This is a genomic window from Alcanivorax sp. S6407 (assembly GCF_023016115.1).
Taxonomy (GTDB): Bacteria; Pseudomonadota; Gammaproteobacteria; order Pseudomonadales; family Alcanivoracaceae; genus Alcanivorax.
In genome coordinates this window covers 41,569-65,923 of the sequence record NZ_JALKBH010000003.1, presented here as the reverse complement: position 1 = coordinate 65,923, position 24,355 = coordinate 41,569, and the positions used below count along the sequence as shown (strand labels likewise).

Annotated in this window: 21 protein-coding genes; 16 read left to right on the top strand and 5 right to left on the bottom strand. The window is 58.8% G+C overall.

Features of this window, described 5'->3' with window-relative positions; translation table 11 throughout:
• Window positions 1-27: 27 nt before the first annotated feature.
• The 3 genes from MWU49_RS09020 to lexA are packed head-to-tail and all read right to left on the bottom strand — an operon-like array spanning window position 28 to window position 1,865.
• A complete protein-coding gene (locus MWU49_RS09020; protein WP_246970914.1) occupies window positions 28-852 on the bottom strand; it encodes a TatD family hydrolase in 825 nt (274 codons plus the stop codon).
• Window positions 803-1,219, bottom strand: coding sequence for a DUF1499 domain-containing protein (locus MWU49_RS09015; RefSeq protein WP_246970912.1), 417 nt, complete (start codon window positions 1,217-1,219; stop codon window positions 803-805). The genes MWU49_RS09020 and MWU49_RS09015 overlap by 50 nt, the downstream gene beginning before the upstream one ends.
• A gap of 31 nt (window positions 1,220-1,250) precedes the next feature.
• The gene (lexA, locus tag MWU49_RS09010) at window positions 1,251-1,865 is read right to left on the bottom strand and encodes a transcriptional repressor LexA (protein ID WP_153501689.1); all 615 of its coding nucleotides are present in this window, start codon (window positions 1,863-1,865) and stop codon (window positions 1,251-1,253) included.
• A gap of 320 nt (window positions 1,866-2,185) precedes the next feature.
• Here lexA and MWU49_RS09005 point away from each other — a divergent pair, with 320 nt between their 5' ends.
• Window positions 2,186-2,836, top strand: coding sequence for a cyclic nucleotide-binding domain-containing protein (locus MWU49_RS09005; protein ID WP_246970910.1), 651 nt, complete (start codon window positions 2,186-2,188; stop codon window positions 2,834-2,836).
• Window positions 2,837-3,005: 169 nt separating this feature from the next.
• On the opposite strand, the gene MWU49_RS09000 is transcribed toward MWU49_RS09005, so the two are convergent.
• Window positions 3,006-3,464 (bottom strand): universal stress protein, encoded by a 459-nt coding sequence (locus tag MWU49_RS09000; RefSeq protein ID WP_246970908.1) that lies wholly within the window; start codon window positions 3,462-3,464, stop codon window positions 3,006-3,008.
• 278 nt (window positions 3,465-3,742) lie between these two features.
• Here MWU49_RS09000 and topA point away from each other — a divergent pair, with 278 nt between their 5' ends.
• The 7 genes from topA to MWU49_RS08965 all read left to right on the top strand — a co-directional run bounded on the left by topA (window position 3,743) and on the right by MWU49_RS08965 (window position 12,415).
• On the top strand, window positions 3,743-6,475 hold the full coding sequence (gene topA / locus MWU49_RS08995) for a type I DNA topoisomerase (protein ID WP_246970906.1): 2,733 nt from the start codon (window positions 3,743-3,745) through the stop codon (window positions 6,473-6,475).
• A 177-nt stretch (window positions 6,476-6,652) separates the two neighbouring features.
• On the top strand, window positions 6,653-7,183 hold the full coding sequence (locus tag MWU49_RS08990) for a DUF6586 family protein (RefSeq protein WP_246970903.1): 531 nt from the start codon (window positions 6,653-6,655) through the stop codon (window positions 7,181-7,183).
• Window positions 7,184-7,304: 121 nt separating this feature from the next.
• A complete protein-coding gene (locus tag MWU49_RS08985) occupies window positions 7,305-8,078 on the top strand; it encodes an alpha/beta fold hydrolase (RefSeq protein ID WP_246970901.1) in 774 nt (257 codons plus the stop codon).
• A gap of 155 nt (window positions 8,079-8,233) precedes the next feature.
• Entirely contained in the window at window positions 8,234-9,028 is a 795-nt protein-coding gene (locus MWU49_RS08980; RefSeq protein ID WP_246970899.1) for an outer membrane lipoprotein-sorting protein, read from the top strand.
• A gap of 3 nt (window positions 9,029-9,031) precedes the next feature.
• Window positions 9,032-10,315 (top strand): hypothetical protein, encoded by a 1,284-nt coding sequence (locus MWU49_RS08975; RefSeq protein ID WP_246970897.1) that lies wholly within the window; start codon window positions 9,032-9,034, stop codon window positions 10,313-10,315.
• Between the two features lie 371 nt (window positions 10,316-10,686).
• On the top strand, window positions 10,687-11,319 hold the full coding sequence (locus MWU49_RS08970; protein WP_246970895.1) for a TetR/AcrR family transcriptional regulator: 633 nt from the start codon (window positions 10,687-10,689) through the stop codon (window positions 11,317-11,319).
• 190 nt (window positions 11,320-11,509) lie between these two features.
• A complete protein-coding gene (locus MWU49_RS08965) occupies window positions 11,510-12,415 on the top strand; it encodes a PhzF family phenazine biosynthesis protein (protein WP_246970893.1) in 906 nt (301 codons plus the stop codon).
• 812 nt (window positions 12,416-13,227) lie between these two features.
• On the opposite strand, the gene MWU49_RS08960 is transcribed toward MWU49_RS08965, so the two are convergent.
• Window positions 13,228-14,268 (bottom strand): 3-deoxy-7-phosphoheptulonate synthase, encoded by a 1,041-nt coding sequence (locus MWU49_RS08960; protein WP_246970890.1) that lies wholly within the window; start codon window positions 14,266-14,268, stop codon window positions 13,228-13,230.
• Between the two features lie 941 nt (window positions 14,269-15,209).
• On the opposite strand from MWU49_RS08960, the gene MWU49_RS08955 reads away from it, so the two are divergent.
• The 8 genes from MWU49_RS08955 (at window position 15,210) to MWU49_RS08920 (ending at window position 24,207) form a co-directional block, all read left to right on the top strand.
• Window positions 15,210-15,890, top strand: coding sequence for a histidine phosphatase family protein (locus MWU49_RS08955; protein ID WP_246970888.1), 681 nt, complete (start codon window positions 15,210-15,212; stop codon window positions 15,888-15,890).
• A gap of 129 nt (window positions 15,891-16,019) precedes the next feature.
• Window positions 16,020-17,228, top strand: coding sequence for an acyl-CoA dehydrogenase family protein (locus tag MWU49_RS08950; protein ID WP_246970885.1), 1,209 nt, complete (start codon window positions 16,020-16,022; stop codon window positions 17,226-17,228).
• A 93-nt stretch (window positions 17,229-17,321) separates the two neighbouring features.
• Window positions 17,322-18,368 (top strand): phosphotransferase family protein, encoded by a 1,047-nt coding sequence (locus MWU49_RS08945; RefSeq protein ID WP_246970883.1) that lies wholly within the window; start codon window positions 17,322-17,324, stop codon window positions 18,366-18,368.
• Window positions 18,369-18,521: 153 nt separating this feature from the next.
• Window positions 18,522-19,286: an SDR family oxidoreductase gene (locus MWU49_RS08940; protein ID WP_246971416.1), complete on the top strand. Its 765-nt coding sequence runs from the start codon at window positions 18,522-18,524 to the stop codon at window positions 19,284-19,286.
• Between the two features lie 181 nt (window positions 19,287-19,467).
• Window positions 19,468-20,238 (top strand): SDR family NAD(P)-dependent oxidoreductase, encoded by a 771-nt coding sequence (locus MWU49_RS08935; protein WP_246970881.1) that lies wholly within the window; start codon window positions 19,468-19,470, stop codon window positions 20,236-20,238.
• Window positions 20,239-20,871: 633 nt separating this feature from the next.
• Window positions 20,872-21,543 (top strand): response regulator transcription factor, encoded by a 672-nt coding sequence (locus MWU49_RS08930; RefSeq protein ID WP_246970879.1) that lies wholly within the window; start codon window positions 20,872-20,874, stop codon window positions 21,541-21,543.
• A 116-nt stretch (window positions 21,544-21,659) separates the two neighbouring features.
• Window positions 21,660-22,817 (top strand): nitric oxide-sensing protein NosP, encoded by a 1,158-nt coding sequence (nosP, locus tag MWU49_RS08925; RefSeq protein WP_246970877.1) that lies wholly within the window; start codon window positions 21,660-21,662, stop codon window positions 22,815-22,817.
• A complete protein-coding gene (locus MWU49_RS08920; protein ID WP_246970875.1) occupies window positions 22,795-24,207 on the top strand; it encodes a NahK/ErcS family hybrid sensor histidine kinase/response regulator in 1,413 nt (470 codons plus the stop codon). Before nosP ends, MWU49_RS08920 begins: the two co-directional genes overlap by 23 nt.
• Window positions 24,208-24,355 lie beyond the last annotated feature (148 nt).

Here is a 24,355-nt window from a genome sequence, read left to right as displayed (position 1 = left end):
GTGATCTCTGTGGTAAAAAATTCTTTTCTACCGAGCCGTAAACAACGTCCTTGCATTGGCGCTGGTCATGGCCGCCACGGCTTCCATTTTCTGGCCTCGCAGAGTGGCGATTCGCTGGCCGATCCAGGGTAGAAGTGAGGGTTCGTTGCGGCGCTTTTTCGGAGGGGCTTCCGGCAGGTCTCGCGGCAGCAGATAGGGCGCATCGGTTTCGATAAGCAGGCGGTTATCAGGGATATTGTGCACTAGATCGGCCAACTCCTTGCCCCGACGCTCATCACACACCCAGCCAGTAATGCCGATATGGCAATCCAGATCCAGATAGTCGAACAGGGCGGTTTTGGAGCCAGTAAAGCAGTGCACCACCGCGCCGACCAGATCATCGCGGAAGGCTTTCAGAATCGGCTGGAAACGCTCGTGGGCATCACGCTCATGGAGAAACACCGGTAGCCCGGCGTCGACGGCCAGACCCAGCTGTGCCTCGAAAGCGGCTTCCTGATCCGGACGGGGGGAGAAATCCCGATTGAAATCCAACCCCATTTCACCCGCTGCGCGCACGGCAGGGTGCTGAAGCAGATCACGCAGTTCTTTCTCGAGATCAGGGGAATAAAAACGGGCGCTGTGCGGGTGGAGTCCTGCGGTGGCGAACAGATCGTCGTGTTGCTCTGCAAGCGCAATGGCCTCACGGGATTCGTCCAGGCTGGTACCGGTGATCAGTTGCCAGCTGACACCCGCCTCCCGGGCGCGAACGATGACCGCATCGCGGTCATCGCGGAATTGCTTGTCGGTAAGATTGACGCCGATATCAGCCCACTGGACGGGCGGATTCGTTGTCGAGTTGTGCGCTTCGGTCATTGGATTGCATCTCTGCCAGCTGGTCGCGCAGGGATTCTACCCGACGACGGTTGGCACCTAAATCCCAGTAACCGACACGGGAAGCAGAGCGTACCTCGACAACACCGTTCTCACGGACATAGAAGGTCACGTCGTCAGTGAAGCGCAGCACCATGCTCTTGAAGCGGGCCTGGATGCGAGCCTGGCCAACCACGTCATACTGCACCCGGGGCAGGCCATCGAGCACGGACTGAACACGCTGCAAGCTCGTTTCACGGTTGTCCGACACCTGCAAAGGTGCCACCCAGCGGTCCTTGTCACCACTCAGGCTGGACACACAGTTGGGTGAGTTCGGACAGGGAGGAAGCAAGTTGTTGTCTTCTGCCATGACGCTGCTACTCAACACCATAATAAATAAGCTAGTAAGAATTCGGATCACGGATCAACCCCACAAAAATGCCTTCGATCACCAGCTGGTCAGCTGGCACCTTGATGGGCTCATAAGCCTCATTCGCAGGAAGCAGGGTAGCACTGGACTTGTTCAGTTTTAATGTCTTGACCGTGACTTCTTCGTCAATTCTTGCCACTACGATTTCGCCGGAGCGGGCAACGTTAGACTTTCGTACGGCAATCAGATCGCCATCGAATATACCTGCGTCTACCATGCTGTCCCCCTGCACCTTGAGCAGGTAGGTGGGGCGCTGTTTGAACAGCCCCTGCGGAACGGGAACGGTGCGCTCCACGTTTTCGATGGCTTCAATAGGGACACCGGCGGCTACCTTGCCAACGATAGGCAGCTCTTCTTCGGACCAGTAGGCGTTATCCAGCAACTGGATGCCGCGGGAGCGGTCGCTGTGAAGACGGATATAGCCCTTGCGCTCCAGCGCGCGGAGATGGTCTGAAGCGGCATTCTTGGACTGGAAGCCCATGATGTCGGCAATTTCAGCCCGGGTAGGGGCCATGCCGGTATCGGCGATGCACTCGCGAATACAGTCCAGTACCTGCTGCTGACGATCAGTGAGTTTGCTGCTCATAACCTTCTCCATGTTGGCGCAGAGGGCGGCGGAGGTGTGTCCGTCGTGTCAGCGAAGGCTGACAAACCGGCGCTTTCTTGTACGATATTTTCGATGCTAGCACGGATACTGATAATATGAACAGTGTTATTTGTCCAGCCTGTCCATAAGGTCAATGGCGCTTTATGGCCGTGCTCAAGTGGCGGTCATCACCTTTTCCGGGGCTCTGAATGCGCCATTCTGGCAATAACCCTGAATCTGATTCTGTGGGACATTGTTCTCCCTTTAAGGGACGAATAGCATAGAGTGCTTTCAGTCCATCCAAGTTTGTGGGGTAACCGATGGAAAAGGCCAATAACAACGATTACGGCCAGGAACGTGTCCGCCAATTGCTTTCCGGTGTGCCGTTCTTCAACGAAATTTACCGTGACGATGCGGAACAGTTTGACCTGCTGGAGAACAACACCCGTCTTTGGGTGGCCGGTTCCGGTGATGAAGTCATCCGCGCCGGGGACGTGGATTCCACTCTCTACTTTCTGCTGCGGGGGCAGCTGGAAGTGCTGGCGGATTCACCGGCTCAGCCACCGCTTTACTACGTGTCTCCGGGAGAGGCCTTCGGCACACTCTCCATGCTTCTCGGAACGCCGCGCAGTGCGGATATCCGGGTTTCCGAGAGTGCCCGTGAAGCGGTAATTGCCAGTCTGGATTTCAATGACTTCAGCGAAGATGATTCCCCCTACACCCTGACCACCCGTCTGGCCTTCTACCATATGATCGTCCACCACATCCGCTGGACCCTGGAAGTCAAACGCATGGCCAACCCGAACCACGAACTGGTCCAGTCCATGCGCAAGCTACCGGTATTCCACGGCGAAAAAGGCAGTCAGGAAGAGCTGGAAGCCCTGCGCGAGCAAGCCCAGGGGCTGGCAGAATTACTGTGTCGATGGAACGAGGAAGGGCAGGGGAATACGGGGGCTCTCCAGCTAACCTAGAAGCAGTGAAGAGAGTTAACAGTTAACAGTGAATAGTTAACAGCGACGCGATCCAGGTTTTGATTTGATTAAAGCAATGAGGCCGCGCCCAGGGGTTGGGCGCGGCCTCATTCTTTTGAAAGCCGGGAAACCGTTGCTCGCGCAACTATTCACTATTCACTGTTAACTATTAACTGCCTTTCTGGTCGACCTTCACCGCCAACACATCACAGTGCGCCCCCGGTACCAGGCCGCGGGCGGTGGAGCCGAGTAGCAGGGCCAGGCCGCTGCGGGTGTGGCTGCCAACGGCGATCAGGTCGGCTTCCAGTTTGTCGGCCATGTCGAGGATGGTTTTCTCAATGGAGCCCAGCTCCACGTGAACATTGGCGTCAGCGATGTCGTACTGGGCGGCATAGCGCGATGCCATGGCCTTGGCCTGATCCATCAGGCCGGTCTGCAGATCGGTGACATCCATGGGGACATCGGCACCGTAGGCCAGTGCCAGCGGTTCAATCACATGAATCAGATGCAGTTCGCCTTCGTTGCCGGACAGTACGCCAGCGGCGCGGGAGAGTACTTGGGCGGATTCGTCGCTGCCATCAATGGCAACCAGGATCTTGCGATAGGGGGTGGGCACGATCTTCTCCATGAACGGCTTTTTCCCTGAGTATAACGGTCTTTGTCCTGCTTTCCAGAGGCCTTGGTCATGATTTCTGATCCGGATCAATGCCTTGTTTCATGCGGGTTTCAGGGGGGAGCGGCAGTGAAGGAGACGACGTGTTTCTGACTCCGGGCTTGCCCTTGGGGCCGCCTCTGGTCTAGTACTAAAAAAGGAAGGGCAAGTCAGAACCTGCTTGACCCGGCCATACCGGCGCTGTCTAAATAGCGCCCATCGCAAGCCTTAGATCGGATGTTGAGTACCTGAGAATGGGAAAATCGCTAGTCATTGTGGAGTCGCCTGCCAAGGCCAAAACCATTAACCGCTACCTGGGCGATGACTTCATTGTGAAGTCCAGTGTCGGCCACGTGCGGGATCTGCCTGTCAGTGGCGGCTCCAAAAAAAGCACCCCTCAGGAACGTGCCAAGGAAGCAGCTTATACCCGCTCCCTGCCCAAGGAAGAGCGCGAAGCTTATAAAAAGAAGAAGGCCAAGGCCCAGCTGATCAACCGCATGGGGATCGACCCGGAGAAGGGCTGGGATGCGCACTACGAGGTTCTGCCTGGCAAGGACAAGGTGGTTGACGAACTCAAGCGTCTGGCAGAAAAAGCTGACCGCATCTATCTCGCAACCGATTTGGACCGCGAAGGGGAGGCCATTGCCTGGCACCTGCGGGAAGTGATCGGTGGCGATGACGCCCGTTTTGACCGGGTCGTATTCAACGAAATTACCAAGAAAGCCATTCAGGCGGCCTTTGAAGAGCCGGGGAAACTGGATCTGCACCGAGTAGAAGCCCAGCAGGCCCGCCGCTTCCTGGATCGGGTAGTGGGCTTCATGATTTCCCCGCTGCTGTGGGAAAAGATTGCCCGTGGCCTGTCTGCCGGACGGGTACAGTCCGTGGCGGTGGAGCTGGTGGTAGAGCGCGAGCGGGAAATCCGTGCCTTTATCCCGGAAGAATACTGGGAAATGTATTCCGACACCCACAGTGCAGAGGGTGAAGCCCTGCGTCTGCAGGTGGCCAAGCACAACGGTGAGAACTTCCGCCCCAATAACGGCGATGATGCCCATGCGCACCGTGTGGCGCTGGAAGCAGCCGGCAAGCTGACCATTACCCAGCTGGAACAGCGGCCCACCAAATCTCGCCCCTCTGCACCTTTTATTACTTCGACCCTGCAGCAGGCGGCCAGTACCCGCCTCGGTTTCGGGGTGAAGAAGACCATGATGATGGCCCAGCGGCTCTACGAAGCCGGCCACATCACTTATATGCGTACCGATTCCACCAACCTGAGCACCGATGCGGTTGCCGCCTGTCGGGAGTGGATTGGCCAGAATCTGGGTGACAAGTACCTGCCGGAGAAACCACTCTCCTATTCCAGCAAGGAAGGCGCCCAGGAAGCCCACGAAGCGATTCGTCCTTCCGATGTGAATCGTCGTTCCGAGCACCTCAAGGACATGGAACGCGATGCCCAGCGTCTCTACGAGCTGATCCGTCGCCAGTTCATTGCCTGCCAGATGCCCCCGGCGGAGTACCTGAGCAGCACCCTGACTGCCACCGGCAACAATTACGAGCTGAAGGCGAAAGGGCGCATCATGAAATTCGACGGCTGGACCCGCATCCAGCCGCCGGCTTCCCGCAAAGGACAGGAAGACACCCTGCTGCCGGACGTGAAGGAAGGCGACATCCTCACCATTGATCAGGTGGATGCCGAGCAGCACTTCACCAAGCCGCCGGCCCGATACACTGAAGCCAGCCTGGTGAAAGAGCTGGAAAAACGTGGCATCGGCCGCCCGTCCACCTACGCGGCGATCATTTCCACCATTCAGGACCGAGGCTATGTGCGTCAGGACAACCGCCGTTTCTACGCCGAAAAAATGGGTGACATCGTCACTGACCGGTTGGTGGAAAATTTCCCGCACCTGATGGACTACGGCTTCACCGCCAGCATGGAAGAAACCCTCGATGAAATCGCCGAGGGTGAGCGTAACTGGAAAGACGTGCTGGACGAGTTCTACAAGGACTTTGTCGGCAAGCTGGAAGCGGCCCAGGGCGAAGGCTCCGGCAAGCAGGCCATCGGCGGCATGCGCGCCAACCTGCCCACCGATACGGATATCCAGTGCCCTACCTGTGGCCGTCCCATGCAGATTCGCACCGGCTCCACCGGGGTCTTCCTGGGCTGTTCAGGCTACAGCCTGCCGCCCAAGGAGCGCTGCACCGCCACCCTGAATCTGCTGCCCGGCGAAGAAGCCGTGGACGTGAAAGCGGATGACGAAGAAGCGGAAATCAACGAACTGCGCAAGAAGAAGCGTTGCCAGAAGTGCGGCACCGCCATGGAAAATTACCTGATCGACGAGAAGCGCAAGCTGCATGTCTGTGGTAACAACCCGGACTGTGACGGCTACGTGGTCGAGCAGGGCGAATTCCGTATCAAGGGTTATGACGGTCCGACCCTGGACTGCGAAAAATGTAACCACGAGATGCAGCTGCGCACCGGTCGCTTCGGCAAGTTCTTCAAATGCACCAATGAGGCCTGTGGCAATACCCGCAAGCTGCTCAAGAGTGGCGAGCCGGCACCGCCGCGCGCTGACCCGATTCCCATGCCGCACCTCAAGTGCGAGAAGTACGACGACGATCACTACCTGCTTCGTGACGGTGCTTCCGGTCTGTTCATGGCAGCCAGCAAGTTCCCGAAAAACCGGGAAACCCGCCCGCCGCTGATCGAAGAGATCCAGAGTGTGGCAGAGCAGCTGGATCCCAAGCACAAGTATCTGGCGGAAGCGCCGGCGAAAGATCCGGACGGCAATCCAGGCGTACTGCGCTACAGCCGCAAGGCCAAAGAGCAGTATGTGATGAGCGAGATCGACGGCAAGGCCACCGGCTGGATGGCGTTCTATCGCGACGGAAAATGGGTGGAGGAGCAGACCAAGAAGAAGGCCCCCGCCAAGAAAAAAGCCGCCGCGAAGAAGAAGGCTCCGGCCAAGAAGAAGGCCGCAGCGAAGAAGTAAAGACACAAGCTACAAGCTGCAAGCTACAACACGAGGCTCGCGTCTCATGCTCTGAAGGCACTGTGCTCCGTGCTGCGACGGCACCGGAGCGCGGGCACGGCCCCATCTCCGCGATGGCCTCCCCCGCGCCTTGCAGCTTGAGGCTTGTAGCTTGCAGCTTCTTTCCAGGATTTTGTTATGTCCCGAATGGTTCGTGAAAACACCGTCAGCGGTCTGCGTGAGCGGATCTATTTTGCCAACGCCATGCTGCGCCAGCTGAGTCATGAGCAACGCGAAGCCTCGCCGACTATTCGTCTGGCGTTGCGAGGGGCGGTGGTGTTCCACCTTTATTCCGCGCTGGTGGGGATGATTCGTCAGTCCGCCAAGACTTATCAGGTAGCCGGGGCGGATGCCCTGTTCAGCCTGGCCGCGCTGGAGCAGGCCTTTGTGGAGGCGGGGGTGGAAGCGCCGGAGGTCTCGGTGCTGGCCCAGGCCCGTCAGGACCGCGGTGATCTGATCGCCTGGCTGGATACGGAAATGCAGTCTGCACTGGGCGCCTCCGGGCTGGCCCGTCGGCCGACCCCGCCCAGCGAAGCCAATGCCCTTAACCTGATGGCAGAAGACCGCTACGCGCCCCTGGCCGAAGGGGATCTGGAGCGTCTGGCCCAGGCGGCCACCCGGGTGGGTGAACTCATTGAGCACTGCGTCGGCTACCTGGAAGAGTGGTAACCGGCAGGTCAGCCCGGGGATTTGACCGCTAGGTACCCCGAATCTTGAAAAAGCCCCCGGCAGACGGAATGCTTGGTCTGCCGGCCATAATCGTCCGGCGTTGCCTTTCGCCGGAGCCCCGATGACCAAACCCTATCGCTGGATGTCTGCCCTGTTACTGGTCCTGTCAGGCTGGTTGCTGATGAGCATGCAGCCGGCCCGGGCGCAAATGCTGCCGGCATTGACGGGTGGCCAATCTGATTGCGTGGTGGTGCTCCATGGCCTGCGGCGATCGGCCTGGGCCATGTCCCGTATCGAAGACACGCTCACTGACGTGGGTTATCAGGTCTACAACCAGGATTACCCCTCCACCTCCGCACCGGTGGAAACCCTCGCGCAGCAGGAAATCAGCCAGGCACTGGATTGGTGTCGGGCCCGTGCAGTGGAACAGATTCATTTCGTGACCCATTCCATGGGCGGCATTCTGGTGCGCAGTTACCTGCAGGAGCGGGACATCCCGGAACTGGGTCGGGTGGTCATGCTGGCGCCGCCCAACCAGGGGAGTGAAGTGGTGGATCGGGTGGGCGACTGGTGGCTGTTTCGCAAACTCACAGGGCCAGCAGGTCAGCAGCTGGGCACCGGCCCCGATGGTATTGCCGCGAGCCTGGAGCCCGTGACGGCGGAAATCGGCGTCATCGCCGGTACCCGCACGGTGGATCCCTGGCTCTCCTGGATGATCCCCGGCGACGATGACGGCAAGGTTTCCCTGCCCAGCACCCGACTGAAGGAAATGCGCGACTATCTGGTGGTTCCCGCCAGCCATGCTTTCATCATGCGCAAGAAGGCCGTTATCAAACAGGTTCTGACCTTCCTCCAGCACGGTTACTTCGCCGGCCATGAAGAAGGTTCGGCCTGACATTAAAGCGGTTTTATTAACATCTCTTGACACGACGGCCGCACATTTTGGCCTCATCAGCCTCGCCGTTTCCGGCGGGGCAGGTATCATGGTAAACACGGTGTTGCCTGCATCATCGTCGCTATAACAATGATTCCAGACAGTATGAGGTCCCCATGACATCTCGTTTTCTCACTGCCGGACTGGCTCTTGCCATCGCCTTCCCTGTAACGACCATTGCCCAAACCCCGGAAGAGAAGGGGCTGGAAATTGCCCGCGAAGCGGACGCCCGTGGTAATGGTTTCGGCGATTTTCAGGCAGACATGAAGATGGTGCTGATTACCCAGCGTGGTGATCAGGCCGAGCGAGAGCTGCGTGTGAAAACCCTGGAAGCGAAGGGCGAAGAAGAAGGTGACAAGAGCCTGACCATCTTCGATACCCCGAGGGATGTGCGTGGCACCGCCATGCTGACCTTCAGCTACAAGACCAAAGACGATGACCAGTGGCTCTACCTGCCGGCCCTGCGCCGGGTGAAGACCATTGCCTCGCGTAACAAGTCCGGCCCCTTCATGGGCAGTGAATTCAGCTTCGAGGACATGCGTGGCCAGGAAGTGGAAAAGTACACCTACAAATACCTGCGCGACGAAGCCTGTGGCGAGCTGACCTGCTACGTGATGGAGCGTTATCCCACCGACAAGCACTCCGGTTACACCAAGATGGTGGTGTGGCTGGACAAGGACGAATACCGTACCTGGAAAGTGGACTACTACGACCGTCGTGGCAGCCTGCTCAAGACGCTGGAATCCAGTGACTACAGCCAGTACAAGGACAAGTTCTGGCAGCCGGCCAAGATGTCCATGGTCAATCACCAGACCGGCAAGGCCACGGATCTGTTCTGGAGCAACTACCAGTACGATACCGGTCTCAGCGAAGCCGATTTCAACCAGAACAGCCTCAAGCGCGCCCGCTAAGCCATGAAGAAGAATCTGATAACGGCATCGCTGCTGGCGATGCCGCTGATCTCCATGGGCTGGGAATTCCGTGGCGAAGTGGGGCTGGAAGGGCGCTACTTCACCCAGGATTCTCCCTACCCGGAAGCGGATTATTCCACTAACGGGTCGGCTTACCTGAAGCCCGAGATTCTCCACGAGTGGAATGACCGCGATGACCTGTTCACGTTCATTCCCTATGCCCGGGTGGATGAACATGACAGCGAACGGACCCACTGGGATATCCGTGAACTGTCATGGATTCATGTGGGCAATGGCTGGGAATCCCGGGTCGGGATCCGCAAGGTGTTCTGGGGTGTCACCGAAGGTCGTCATCTGGTGGATATCATCAACCAGACCGACCAGGTGGATCAGGTAGACGGAGAGGAAAAGCTCGGCCAGCCCATGATCAACCTGTCTCTGGTACGTGACTGGGGGATTGTGGATCTGTTCGTGTTGCCGGGTTTCCGTGAACGCACCTTCGCCGGTGAGGAAGGCCGTCCACGTACCCCGTTGCCAGTGTCTGACGACGCTCTTTACGAGTCTTCCCGGGAAGATAGCCGGGTGGATTTTGCCATCCGCTTCCAGCAGTACTTTGACAATGGCATCGAACTGGCGCTGTCGCATTTCTCCGGCACCAGCCGGGACCCTCTGCTGATTCCGCAGGGCCTGTCTCAGGCGGAGCTGATTGCACTGGCAACCACCGGCGCCTTGCCGGCAGGCTCGGATCCTGAATTCACCCCACTGTATAACGTCATCGACCAGACCGGGCTGGAGCTGCAATACCTGCAGAATGGCTGGCTGTGGAAACTGGAGGGCATCAGCCGCTCCGGGCAGGGGGAGCGCTTCAATGCCCTAGATGGGGGCTTTGAATATACCCAGGTGGGCCTGTTCGGCAGTGCCGCCGATCTGGGCTGGATTGTGGAATACATCTGGGAAGACCGCGACGACAGCCTGGCCTCACCACTGGCCAGCGATGTCTTGCTCGGCACCCGCTTTACCTTCAACGACGTGGCCTCCACCGAGATCCTCGCCGGCATCATCTACGATACCGAAGAAGAAGAGAAAGCCATCAGCCTGGAATCCAGCCGTCGCTTTGGTAACAACCTCAAGGCCTCGCTGGAAGCCCGCTTCTACACGGATGCAGCAGATCCGCGAAGCCCCTCTGCGCTTTACCGCGATATCCTCAGAAACGTGAATACCAACCCCGGCCTGGGCCCGATCAGCCGCTCGGACTTCGTGCAGGCAGAGGTGGTGTACTACTTCTGAGTCGTGAGTTGAAAGTTCAAAGTTGAAAGTTGAAAGTTGAAAGTTGAAAAGGAAACCGATCCCTTCACCGCAGGGCATCTGTGGGAGCGTGCTTGCACGCGAAGAGGGGGGGACAAACCTGGGTGAGGGTAGATTCGCTTGCAAGCAAGCTCCCACAAAGGAATGGACTTCCTGTTTTTGTCGGAGCGCCAGTTCCGGTGCGAGAACACTTGCGCATCGCTGCCGCACCAGGATGCCATAGCAAACGACCGCTCCTGTCTGCCTGGCTTTCTTCACCAAATTGATCGCCTCGGGCGAAGCTGAAACCTTGACCGCGCCGTTCGCCAAACGTATGTTTGAAACGTATGTTTTGAACGCTAGGGGCAGGGGAAATGGCACAGCCAGGAACAGTGGACCGGATTCTGGATACAGCAGAGGTGCTGTTTGCCCAGAAGGGGTTTGCGGAAACCAGCCTGCGGGCCATTACCAGTAAGGCCGGGGTGAACCTGGCCGCGGTGAACTATCACTTCGGTTCCAAGGAGGCCCTGATTCAGGCGGTGTTCGAGCGCTTTCTGTCTCCCTTCTCCCAGGCGCTGGATGCCAAGCTGACGGAAATGGAAGAGACCGGTGTTCCGGATACTCCGGAGAACCTGCTTTCATTGATTTCCAGGCTAGCCCTGGGAACCCACCCTGAAGATCCCCAGCGTGCGGCGGTGTTCTTTCGTCTTTCTGGTCAGGCCTATAGCCAACCAGTGGGCCATCTGCGCGAATACCTTCATCAGCAGTATGGTGGTGTGTTCAGTCGCCTGCAGGACCACATGCAGCGAGCCCTGCCCAATATGCCGCCGCGGGAACTGTTCTGGCGGGTCCAGTTTGGTCTGGGGGCGGCCATCTTTACCTTGTCCGGGATGGAATCCCTCAAGGAAATCAGCCGCAAGGATTTCAACACCGAAGTCACCGAAGCCGACATCACCCGTCGCCTGCTGCCGTTCCTCATCGGCGGCATCACCGCACCGATGCCGTGATACGCCGGACGCTTGACGCCAGACGCTAAAAATCTCTGCAAGTGATGCCCCGCAGGCGAACTGGTACACAGATTTTGTGTTCTTTTCGTCAGGCGTCATGCATCCGGCATCAGGCGTTCTCCCATCCATTGCAATAATCCTCCCGTCGGGCATAGTCGAAGGACGGACAACAATAATGAGGATGGATGTTATGGCTCTCGATTATGCCTTGCTGGACGTGTTTGCCGGGGCGCCGTTTCAGGGTACCCAGATTCCCGTAGTGACCCTGGGCAGTGATCCCATCGATGCGCGTGCCAAGACCGCCATCGCCAGTGAATTCCAGCAGACGGAAACGGTATTTATCGATCCGCGCAACAGCAGTTCCCCGGTGTCGGTCTTCAACGGCCGGGGCCAGCAACTGTTTGGCGCCCACACCATTCTCGCTGCGTCCTATGTCGCCCATGAAATGGGACTCACCAAAGATGAGGGCAAGTTTGCTTCCTTCCTGCTCAAGCAGAATGACCAGCTGATCCAGAGCTTTGTGGACAAGGAAGGCAACGGCCCGGGGGCTATCCAGTTTGCCCGCGAGCTGGATCCCACCATTGACCATTACACGCCGGAGATTGCCAAACTGGCCGCGGCGCTGAACACCGACGAAAAGCACATCGCCTTCAGCAAGTACAAGCCCATGGTGGTGAGCGTGGACAAACCCACCCTCATCGTGCCGTTCACCAAGCCGGAGCATGTGCTGGCGGCCAGTCTCAATACCAGTTACTGGTCATCGCTGGGCGGCCATATTTACACCACCGAACTGTTCCTGTTTGCACCGGGATCCATTACTGGCGAGTCTGATTTCCACGGCCGTATCCTCAACCCGGATCTGCCGCGGGATATTTATCCTCCCATCGGCGCGGTGATGCCCGAGTTCATTGCCTACCTGGCCGAACAGAAAGACACCGCCGACGGCACCCACACTTTCTCCATCGATCGCGGCAGCCCGGACACCCGCAAGAGCCTGCTGCGTGCCGAATTCGACAAGCACGCCGGCAAGGCTCTGCGTTGTCGTATCGGCGGCAAGGTGGTGAAGATGGGCGTGGGTTCGCTGCTGTATTCCTGAGTCTGAATCGATAACCGGAGCCATGCTGTGCTGAATGACCTGACGCTGTATCAGCTGATCACCGCCTTCGTGATTTTTCTGGTGTTCATCGCCAGTGTGGCCTTCGTCGTCTATCTGAAAAACCAGCGCGGGAAGTGAGCAGCTGCAAGCTACAAGCCTCAAGCTGCAAGGCGCGGGGTAGGGGGGTGTGGACGGAAAGGCCGTGCCCGCGGGACTCAGTTGAAAGTTCAAAGTGTAAAGTTGAAAAGGAAACCCGGTGGGCAATGGCGGGGCGGTTATAGTAGGGCGGAAATGCCCGAGGGCATCTCCGCCACCATTGCTGCAGAGCGTTTTCTGTGGGAGCTCTCGGTGCTCGTCAGGGTATGCCTGCAAGCGATCCGAGCCCAGGCGAGGGTGAATAGTTACGAGTCACGAAAAGCGAGTTTCGAAAACCAGAAACCTGAAAAATCCATTCTGTGTAGCCTTTCGCAACTCGAAACTCGAAACTCGAAACTCGTTACTCGCTGCTCTGCCGTACTGCTCGGGCTGTCGCTCGGATCGCTTGCAGGCATACCCTGAAGGGCACAGAGATCTCCTGCGGCGATCCCGACAAAACGTAGGGCGGAAATCGGCGTATGCCGATCTCCGCCATGCCCCTCCCCAAGCCGATTCCACCGTCGGAGATGGGCTGACGCCCATTTCCGACCTACGCTAAATCGCTTTCAGGAAAGCTACCGCAAAAAGCATATCGTCCACGAAATAGCGCGGGCAGGGCGGTTCAAACAACACCCCACCCATCCCGCGCCTTGTAGCTTGAGGCTTGAAGCTTGTAGCTATACCCCCTCCAGCAACGCACAGGTCTTCTCCCACCCGAGACAGCCATCAGTAATGGATACCCCGTAGGCCAGTTCACCATCCTGCCCCTGACGCCCATCTTGCAGATGGCTCTCCAGCATGACCCCGGCAACGTGTTGCTGGCCGTCGGCTCGCTGGGCCAGCAAATCACGCATCACTGCAGGTTGCTGCAGCGGATCCTTGCCACTGTTGGCGTGGCTGCAATCCACGATCAACCGCGGGTTCTGGCCACGCTTCTGCAGCTCTGCCACAGCGCGGGCCACGCTGTCGGCATCGTAGTTGGGGCCATCATGGCCACCGCGAAGTACCAGATGGGTATCCGGATTACCGGCGGTCTGCAGCAAGGCGGCGCGTCCCTGGTCGTCCATGCCCATATGGCTGTGCGGATGTGAGGCTGAGCCCATGGCATCACAGGCCACATCGATGCTGCCATCGGTACCATTCTTGAAGCCCACCGGCAGGGGCAGGCCGCTGACCATTTCCCGGTGAATCTGCGATTCGGTCGTCCGCGCGCCAATGGCTGCCCAGCTGAGCAGATCCCCCAGGTAATCCGCGGCCATGGGATGCAACAGTTCCGTGGCCAGCGGCAGGCCCAGTTTGGCCAGATCCAGCAGCAGATGCCGGGATACGTTCAGGCCGGTGGCCATGTCGTGGCTGCCATCCAGATGCGGGTCGTAGAGCATGCCTTTCCAGCCTACGGTGGTGCGGGGTTTCTCCACGTAGGCGCGCATCACGATGAAGGCGCGATCTGCCAGGCTTTCCGCAAGCTCGGCCAGTTTATGGCCGTATTCCAGCGCGGACTTGGGGTCATGGAGTGAGCAGGGGCCGGTGATGATCAGCAGGCGAGAATCTTCACCGTTGAGAATATTGCGGATGGTCTGGCGGTGGCCGGCAATCTGTCGGGCCAGCGCCGGATCCACTGGCAGGCGCTCGCGCAGGGTGGCGGGGGAGGGCAGAGACAGGCTGCGCCGGGTGGTCTCGGTCTGCAGCTGGCTGGCGGTATTGTGAAGCTGTTGCATGTTCGTTCCTTATCAGCGATGCGTGCTCAGGCACGCGAATTCATCGTCGTAATCTCGAAGGAGGCTGTTGCCAAAATCGCAGTTGCAGTGCTGTCGGTTGATATCGATACATGTTGTGCCTCCAGTGTGTCGGCTCGATGTTTTCCGTGTCTGTTGTCGTTCATTCAGGCAATAAAAAACCCCGGGCGGGATACCGACCGGGGTTTTCAGAGGTTTCGGCAGGCGTCCCGTAGCGGGCGCGCCTGGGCAAGGTCAGGCGCGCGAGCGGCTAAACCAATACCCGAAATAGAAAGCGCCAGACACAACAACACGTACCGCCGGCAGGGCAGTTACGAGCTGTTGGGAACGGGCTATCGCTTTCATTGCATAGATTCCTTTAAACAATGATCAAAGCCTAACCAGCCCCCGCCATCACTGCAAGCGAAAATCCCCCTTGCCGGGATAGGGGGCGGCTATTGGAGGGGAGCTGCAAGCAACAACCCTCAAGCTACAAGGCGCGGGACGGGCTGGTTTGGGCTGGGCGGCGGTGCCCGCGCACCTGACGCTGATCACGGGGGGCAGGCATTAGAACGCTTCTTGGCCATGTAGGTCGGAAATCGGCGAAAGCCGATCTCCGACATGACCTGTCAGGCCGCACGGCGCAGGGTCTTACCGATGGAAAAAGGCGGAGATGCCCTGAGGCATTTCCGCCCTACGATATTCGTTCCGCCACCGTCCACGGGATTTCCTTTTCCACTTTCAACTTTGAACTTTCAACTCAACCCCGCGGGCACGGCGCATCCGGACCTGATACCCCCTCTCGCGCCTTGTAGCTTGAGGCTTGCAGCTTGTAGCTTCCTCCATGCACGAGACTTATCGGTCAGGATTCAAAATATCAATTTCACTAACAGTCTGGCCTGTTCTAGTCTGGGCCATCAACGATATCGCCTGAGGAGTAACGCATGGCCCAGTTCTACCTTGTCCGCCACGGACAAGCGTCTTTCGGCAGTGATAACTATGACCAGCTGTCCCCGTTGGGGCACCAGCAGGCACGCTGGCTGGGCGAGTACTTTGCCGAACGGGACATGCAGTTTGATGGCCTGATTACCGGCGATCTGGTGCGGCACCAGGAAACTGGCGCCGGCATTTGCGACGGGCTCGGTGTTCAGCTCGACGCAGAAATCCATACCGGCCTCAACGAGTTCGATTTCCACGCCATCGTGCATGCCTGGCAGGCTCAGCACCCCGAAGACAAGGCGAAGGAAGACAGCGCCCATGCCTCGGCCTTCTACAAGGCGTTGAAAGCGGCCATGAAAGCCTGGCGAAATGATGAGCTGGAGGGCGATCTGCCGGAAAGCTGGGAAAACTTTTCCGACCGCGTCGCCGCGGCCCGTGACCATATCCAGCAGACCTACAGCGACAAGGACAAGGTGGTGATCGTCAGTTCCGGCGGCGCCATGGGCATGTTCATGAAGCATGCGCTGAACACTGCTGATGACACCGTAGTGGAGCTGAACCTGCAGATCCGCAACACCAGCGTGATCCACGGTTTCTTCAACCGCAAGGCGGTGCGTGTAGCCAGTTTCAACAATGTACCGCATCTGGACCGGGCGGACCGGTTCGACGCGATTACCTATTTCTGAATTGATGCCGGACGCCCGACGCCCGACGCCTGACGTAGAAATCGCAAGATCAATACGCAGCAAGAAAAGCGGCAACTAGACCGCCACGGCTGACATCGCAACAGACAACGAGAGACCAGGGAGAGCTACATGGACTTTCAATACACCGACAAGATGAAGGATCTGGTGCTACAGGTCCGTGAATTCATCAACACTGAAATCCGCCCGGCGGAAGGCCGTTACCGTGAAGAACTGGCGGCCAACCCGTGGGAAACCCCGCCGGTAATGGATGAGCTGAAGGCCAAAGCGAAAGAAAAGGGCCTCTGGAATCTGTTCCTGCCGAAAGAATACGGTGACTACAGTGCCGGGCTCAGCAACCTGGAATATGCCCCGCTGGCCGAGGAAATGGGCCGCAGCCTGATTGCCTCGGAGGTGTTCAACTGCGCCGCACCGGATACCGGCAATATGGAAGTGCTGGCCAAATACGGTAACGAACAGCAGAAGAAGCAGTGGCTGGAACCGTTGCTGGACGGCACCATCCGCAGCGCCTTCGCCATGACCGAGCCGGAGGTGGCGTCCTCTGATGCCACCAATATCGAAACCCGCATTGAGCGCGATGGCGATGACTATGTCATCAACGGCCGTAAGTTCTATATCAGCGGCGCCATGCGCAAGAGCTGCGAGATTCTGATCGTCATGGGCAAGACCGACCCGGACAATCCCAATCGCCACGTGCAGCAGTCCCAGGTGCTGGTACCCACCAATACTCCGGGGGTGAAGATCCTGCGGCCCATGAAGGTGTTCGGCTACGACGACGCCCCGGAAGGCCATGCGGAAGTGATTTTCGAGAACGTTCGGGTACCGAAGGAAAACATCATCCTGGGTGAGGGCCGTGGCTTCGAGATTGCCCAGGGCCGCCTCGGTCCGGGCCGGATCCACCACTGCATGCGTCTGATCGGTGCTGCACAGGAGGCTTTCGAGCTGATGGCCAAGCGGGTCAACGAGCGCGAAGTGTTCGGCCAGCCCATGAGCAAGCAGGGTTCGGTGCGCGAAGATCTGGCCAAATCCTGGTGCGAAATCGAGCAGGCACGCCTGCTCACGCTGAAAGCGGCAGACCTGATGGATCGCGAAGGTAACAAAGTCGCCAAGGATTTGATCGCTATGATCAAGGTGGTTGCGCCCAATATGGCGTTAAATGTCATCGACCGGGCGATACAGGTCCACGGTGCGGTGGGTGTCAGTCAGGATACCCCGCTGGCCCACTTCTTCAGCTATGCCCGCAGCCTGCGGCTGGCTGATGGGCCGGACCAGGTGCACATGATGCAGCTGGGCCGCACCCTGGCCAAACAATTCGCCTGAACCGATCGTGTCCGGCGCGCCCCTCTCTCTTCACAAGAGAGGGCGCGCCGCGATGAGCCATTCGCGCAGCAGACAGAACAACAGGAGAGCTCCATGTCCCAGGTGGATTCACTGGATACCGTAAAACTGGCCGAGTACCTCGAACAGCAGATCCCCGGCTTCAAGGGTCCCATCGAAGCCAACAAGTTTGAGGGTGGCCAGTCCAACCCCACCTTCAAGATCACGTCGCCCTCCGGTGCCTATGTACTGCGTCGTCAGCCGCCGGGTGAGCTGCTCAAGTCTGCTCACGCCGTAGACCGCGAATACCGCGTCATGGCAGCCCTGAAGAACACTGACGTGCCGGTGCCCAACGTGCTGCACCTGTGCGAAGACCGTGACGTGATCGGCTCCATGTTCTACGTGATGGAATTCTGCGAAGGCCGTATCTTCTGGGGCGCAGCCCTGCCGGAATGTGGCGAAGGCGAAGAGGGCAATGCCCTGCGCGCGGCCATGTACGACGAGATGAACCGGGTGCTGGCGGCCATGCACAGCCTGGATCTGGAAGCCGTCGGCCTGAGCGACTACGGCAAGCCGGGCAACTACTTCGAACGTCAGCTGGGGCGCTGGACCAAGCAATATGCGGCCTCCAAGCTGAAAGAGATTCCGGCCATGGACGAGCTGATGGCCTGGCTGGAAAAGCACCTGCCGGAAGATGATGGTCAGGTCGCCCTGGCCCACGGTGATTTCCGCCTCGACAACATGATGTGGCACCCCACGGAACCGAAAGTGATTGCGGTACTGGACTGGGAACTGTCCACCCTGGGTCACCCGCTGGCCGATCTGGCCTACCAGTGCATGGGCATGCGCATGCCCCAGGGCGATGCCAAGATGGCCGGCCTGCAGGGTGTCGACCGCAAGGCACTGGGCATCCCCACCGAGCAGGAATACGTGGAGATGTACTGCAAGCGCCGTGGCATCGACAAGATCGAGCACTGGGAATTCTACCTGTGCTTCAGCTTCTTCCGTCTGGCCGCCATCTGTCAGGGCGTTGCCAAGCGTGCCGAAGACGGCAACGCCTCCAGCAAGGAAGCCGCCACCGTCGGCGCCCTGGTAGAACCGCTGTCCAGCATGGCGGTGGATATCATTCATAACGGGGCGTAAAGCCCCGCAACACGCCACACGCACCAGGCAACACGCCGGAAACCAAAACACTAATAAGACGCGCGGGCAGGGCGTTGCCGATGGGCAACCCCGTCTGACGCGTTGTTGCCTGTTGCGTGAAGCGTGCCGCGTTTTTGATAGGGAGAGTAAGTGATGAGTACCAAGCTGTTTGATCTGACGGGCAAGATTGCCCTGGTCACCGGTGCCAGCCGTGGTATTGGTGAAGAAATCGCGCGCTTGTTAGCAGAGCAGGGCGCCCACGTGATCGTGTCCAGCCGCAAGCAGGATGACTGCCAGGCGGTGGCGGATGCCATCAAGGCCGAGGGCGGTAGTGCTGAAGGTTTTGCCTGCCATATCGGCGAGATGGCGCAGGTTGATGCGATCTTTGCCCACATCCGCGAGACCCACGGCAAGCTGGATATCCTGGTCAACAACGCCGCGGCCAACCCGTACTTCGGGCATATCCTCGATACCCCGGTGGACGCCTTCGACAAGACCGTGGACGTGAACCTGCGTGGTTATTTCTACATGTCCGTGAACGGCGCCAAACTGATGCGCGAGCACGGTGGCGGTGCCATTGTGAATACCGCCTCCATCAACGGCCTGCACCCGGGTGACATGCAGGGCATCTATTCCATCTCCAAGGCGGCGGTCATCAGCATGACCAAATCCTTCGCCCAGGAATGCGCCCAGTTCAACATCCGCGTGAATGCCTTGCTGCCCGGTCTGACCAAGACCAAGTTCGCCGGCGCCCTGTTCACCAATGATGACATCTACAAGCACGCCATCGCCCAGATCCCCATGCGCCGCCACGCCGAGCCGAAGGAAATGGCCGGCACCGTGCTCTACCTGGTCTCCGATGCGTCCAGCTACGTCACCGGCGAATGCGTGGTGGTCGACGGCGGTTTCACGATCTAGCACTGGCCCCAATACGGAGCCGCTGTAGGAGCCTGCAGGCAGGCTCCTACAGCGGCTCCGTAGCAATGTTTTACCAAACCCTTGCAGCGCGGAACCCTGTGGGTTCTATTACCCCAAACCCATCCCCGTGTTGTAGCTTGCAGCTTGTAGCTTGAAGCTGTTCAACGAAGGAGACCCCCCCATGGATCCCATTCTCGATTTCACCGGCAAGAGCGTCATCATTACCGGTGCTGCCAGTGGCTTTGGCAAACTGCTGGCCGAAGAGTTGGGCAAGCGCGGTGCCTGCCTGGTGCTGGGTGATATTAATACCGATGCCCTCAATGCGGTAGCCGATGCGCTGGCCGGGCAGGGCGTGAAAGTGGCCGCGGTGAAATGTGACGTGGCCAGCGAAGCCGACTGCAAGGCCATGGTGGATACCGCCCTGGCCCAGTTTGGCCATCTTGATATGGCGGTAAACAACGCAGGGATCGCCCACGCCTTCATTCCCTTTGATCAGCTCACCGACGAGATCCTCGACCAGCAGATCAACATCAACGTAAAAGGCGTGATGTATGGGATGAAGCACCAGATTGCCGCCATGAAGGAAAACGGCGGCGCCATCGTCAACGTCAGCTCCATGGCAGGCCTGGGCGGCGCCCCCAAGATCGGTGCCTACTCCGCAGCCAAGCACGCGGTGATCGGCATGACCAAGACCGCCGCCGTGGAATACGCCCGTCGTAATATTCGCGTCAACGCGGTGTGCCCGTTCTACTCCCACACCCCCATGGTGGACGAGGGCGAACTGTCGGAAAACAAGGAAACTGTCCACGCCATGCTGGCCTCCGGCAGCCCCATGAAGCGCCTCGGTCAGCCGGAAGAAATCGTCACCGTCATGCTCATGCTGCTGTCCCCGGCCAACAGCTACATGACCGGCCAGACCCTGGCGGTGGATGGCGGGGTGTCGGCGTTTTAGGCGTGACGCCTGACGCAAGCCAGGTCCCTGCCAGTCCCTCAGTAGGAGCGTGCCTGCACGCGATCTTTTCGCCAGCAGGCAGGCTCCTTGTCCACGACTCCCACAAGCGCTTCGGCAAAACGTAGGTCGGAAATGGGCGTGAGCCCATCTCCGACGGGGCCGTGGGCGTTCATGGCGGAGATCGGCATTCGCCGATTTCCGCCCTACGGTTTGGTCACCACCGGTCGCGGGTTTTGTAGGAGCCTTGCTCGCAAGGCGATCCGAGCGATAGCGAGGGTAGGGGAGGCGCGAGTCACGAGTTTCGAGTGGCGAAAGGCCAAACAGGGTGGGGTATCGGGTTTTAGTTTTCGAGACTCGCTTCTCGTGACTCGTAACGATTTTTTCCTCGCCTGGGCTCGGATCGCCAGCAGGCTGGCTCCTACGCCCAAATACGCCGCCCGCATGTTGCCTGTTGCGTGCAGCATGCAGCGTCTCTTCCCCCTAGTACTTTAGAACAATAGCCGCCACCCCGATTTACCCATAAAGTTAACTGAGGGTAGCCCTGTTTTGGCGCCCAGGATCAGGCGGCAATGGATGCCGCAGCCTTGCTGACAAGGCCACAAGACCAATAACAAAGGAACATCAGGAGCGTCCATGTACCAGATCCTGATTGCAGATGATCACCCCCTGTTTCGCGAGGCCATGGCAAGGGTGATAGACGATGGTTTTCCCGGCAGCACCTTGCTGGAAGCGGCGGATCTGGCGTCGACCCTGCAGATGGTGTCCGACAACGAGGATATTGATCTGGTGGTGCTGGATCTGAACATGCCCGGTATGCATGGCCTTCAGGGACTGGTGCAGCTGCGTAACCAGTTTCCCACGGTACCTGCGGTGATCGTTTCAGCAGAGGAAGACAAGAACACCATCCTGCAAGCGGTGACCTGTGGCGCGGTGGGCTTCATCACCAAGTCTTCCCCGCGAAAACAGATGATCAGTGCCCTGGAGCAGATCCTTGCAGGTTCAGTCTATTTGCCCTCGGATATCATTCGCGCCAATAACAGCAGCGAGTCATCCCGCGCTGACAACCCCTTGTTACCGGAAGTCCTCGAGAGCCTGACCCGCAAGCAGCTACAAGTATTCGAGCGCATGACACATGGCGAGTCCAACAAGGTCATTGCCTGGGAAATGAATATTGCCGAGAGCACCGTGAAGGCCCATGTCTCTGCCATCCTGCGCAAGCTGGGTGCCACCAACCGGGTGCAGGCGATTCTGATCGCCAGTGAAGTGGATTTCAGTGCGTATCAGAAACGGGCCGGGCAGCGCTGACGATAACCAAACCGCAACGGCAAACCGCTTTATGTGGTCCGTCGGGATACGCACACTTCGGTTAGTCATGCGCTGAATGAATCAGCGCCAGAATAAAAAACAGAGAAGCGAGCGACATGAATGCAGCTCCTGCCAATGCGGTGCTGACCACGTTTAGCACCGCCAGCGATGAACAGACCGCCGCCACTGAGTTGGCGAGCAACCTGCTGCACACCAATCTGGGGTTCGTGCTGTTCTTCTGCTCCGTGGAATACGATCTGGATCGTCTGGCCGATGCCCTGAAAAGCCGCTTCGGCGATATCCCCATGTCCGGCTGTACCTCCTGTGGTGAAATCACCGCCCAGGGCTACGATCACGGTTCCATTGTCGCCATCGGTTTCGATACCCGCTTTTTCACCGTGGGCCAGCGTCTGATTGAACAACTGGATCGCTTTGAGCTGAGCGATGCCCAGCAGCTCACCGACAGCCTGTTTATGGAGTGCAGCGATGGTGTGGCCGGGGTGCCCAACACCAACAACACCTTTGTGCTGACCCTGATGGATGGCCTGTCGGTCAGTGAGGAAATGGTGCTGACCACCCTCAATGCGGTGCTTGGCAGCATTAGCTGTTTTGGCGGTTCTGCTGGCGATGAATATCGGCTCAGCGGTACCTATGTGTACAGCAATGGCCGTTTCTGTCGTGACGCAGCGATTGTGTTGATGGTCTCCACCCGACTGGATTTTGAGGTGCTCAGTACCCATCACCTGCTGCCACAAACCGAGAAGCTGGTGGTGACAGATTGCGACCCGGACCAGCGCCGGGTGCTGACGCTCAATGCTGAACCGGCAGCCGAAGCCTATGCCCGACTGGTCGGCGTGCCGGTGGAGCAGCTGGATGATGTGACGTTTGCCTGTTCGCCGCTGGCAGTGCGCATCAACGGCCGTTATTACGCCCGCGCCATCCAGCGAGTGAATCCGGACATGAGTCTGTCTTTCTATTGCGCCGTGGAAAACGGCATTGTGCTCACGGCGATGGACACTGGCTCCATTCTTGACGATCTGGACAAAAAGCTGGGCGCTATCGAATCCCGTCTCGGCCCCCCCTGGCTGACTCTGGGCTGTGATTGCTGCCTGCGCTATACCCAGCTGGAAGCAGAGGGAAGGGTGCACGAGGCATCAGCCCTGTTGCGCCGTCACGGCGTGATCGGCTTCAGCACCTATGGCGAGCATGTGGATGGCATGCACCTCAATCACACCTTTACCGGAGTGGTCATTGGACGAAAACAACGGCTCTGACAAACCGGCGGATTCCCCCTGGGAGTTGCATGAGGCACGGCTGATGGCAGAAAACACCCGTCTCAGGCGCATCTGCGATGCCCTGATCGAACGGGTGGAGTCCAGCAACATGACGCCTACGGCCCCTTACGGGGCGTTTCAGCATTCGGTGGTGCTGGCGGAACAGGTGCGCGAGCGCACCCAGGCATTACGGGAAGTGAACCAGCAGCTACTGGCGGAAATCGAAGAGCGCCGCAAGGTTGAGCAACAGCTGCGCGAGGCTCGCGAAAAAGCCGAGCAGGCAAACCTGTCCAAGACCCGTTTTGTGGCCGCCGTCAGCCATGATCTGATGCAGCCCCTGAACGCCGCCCGCCTGTTTACCAGTGCTCTGCAGGATAACGCCGATGAGCGCAGTGCCTTTCAGCTTTCTCACATCAGCACCGCGTTGCGCGATCTGGAATCCCTGATCACCACCCTGTCGGATGCCTCCCGGCTGGATGCCGGCGTGGTGAGCGCCGAAGTGGGAGTGTTCCCGGTTCGTAATCTGCTCGATGTGCTGGCGGAAGAGTTTCGCCAGCAGGCCGAGCAGAAGGGCTTGCGGCTGCGTTATGTGCCCACCGAAATGTTGGTGCGCAGTGACCCCCAGTTACTCAGTCGCATCATGCGCAACCTGCTTTCCAATGCCATTCGTTATACCCATAGCGGCAGTATCCTGCTGGGCTGCCGACGCCGTGACGGCCAACTGGAAGTGGTGGTGGCAGATACCGGTATCGGTATCCGGGAAGATCAGATCACGGAAATTTTCGAGGAATTCAAACGCGGCAAACAGGCGTCGCGTTTCCACGAACGTGGCCTGGGGCTGGGCCTGGCCATCGTTGACAAGATCAGTCAGATCCTCGCTCATCCGCTATCGGTCACCTCTACCCCGGGGAAAGGTTCACGCTTCAGTCTGGCCATGCCCGTGGCGCAACCATCGGACTATGTCACCCGCAGGCTATCGGCCGATGAACTGGCCGGCCAGTCGCTGGCGGGGCTGCGCACCTGGGTGGTGGATAACGACGAAGCCATCTGCCTGGGCATGCAGACCTTGCTGGAAGGGTGGGGCTGTGACGTGGTGGTGGCGAACTCCCTGGCGGCTCTGCGAGCCAGGGTGGATACCTCCCGGGATGACGCCGATGTGCTGCTGATGGACTACCACCTGGACCCGGACACCGATGACGGCATCACCGTGGCGCGGTTTATCAACGATGGTCGCGCTGAGCCCCTGCCGGTCATTCTGGTGACCGCCGACCGCAGTGCCGACCTGAAAAAACGCTGCGCCCGCAACGGCTATCTGCAAGTCTATAAACCGCTCAAACCCCTGAAGCTGAAAATGGCGCTGCAACAGTTTGCTCACAACCGCAACGGATGAGTCGCCGGTGGCATGACCGGATGCCCGGTACCCAATACCAAAAGCGGAGAAAATTACATCTTTAGTCGCATGCGGGCGTGAGCCCCACAGGCCTAACCTGATTCCAGAGCCCGTCCACAAAGAGACGAGCGTGACCAACATTGGAATG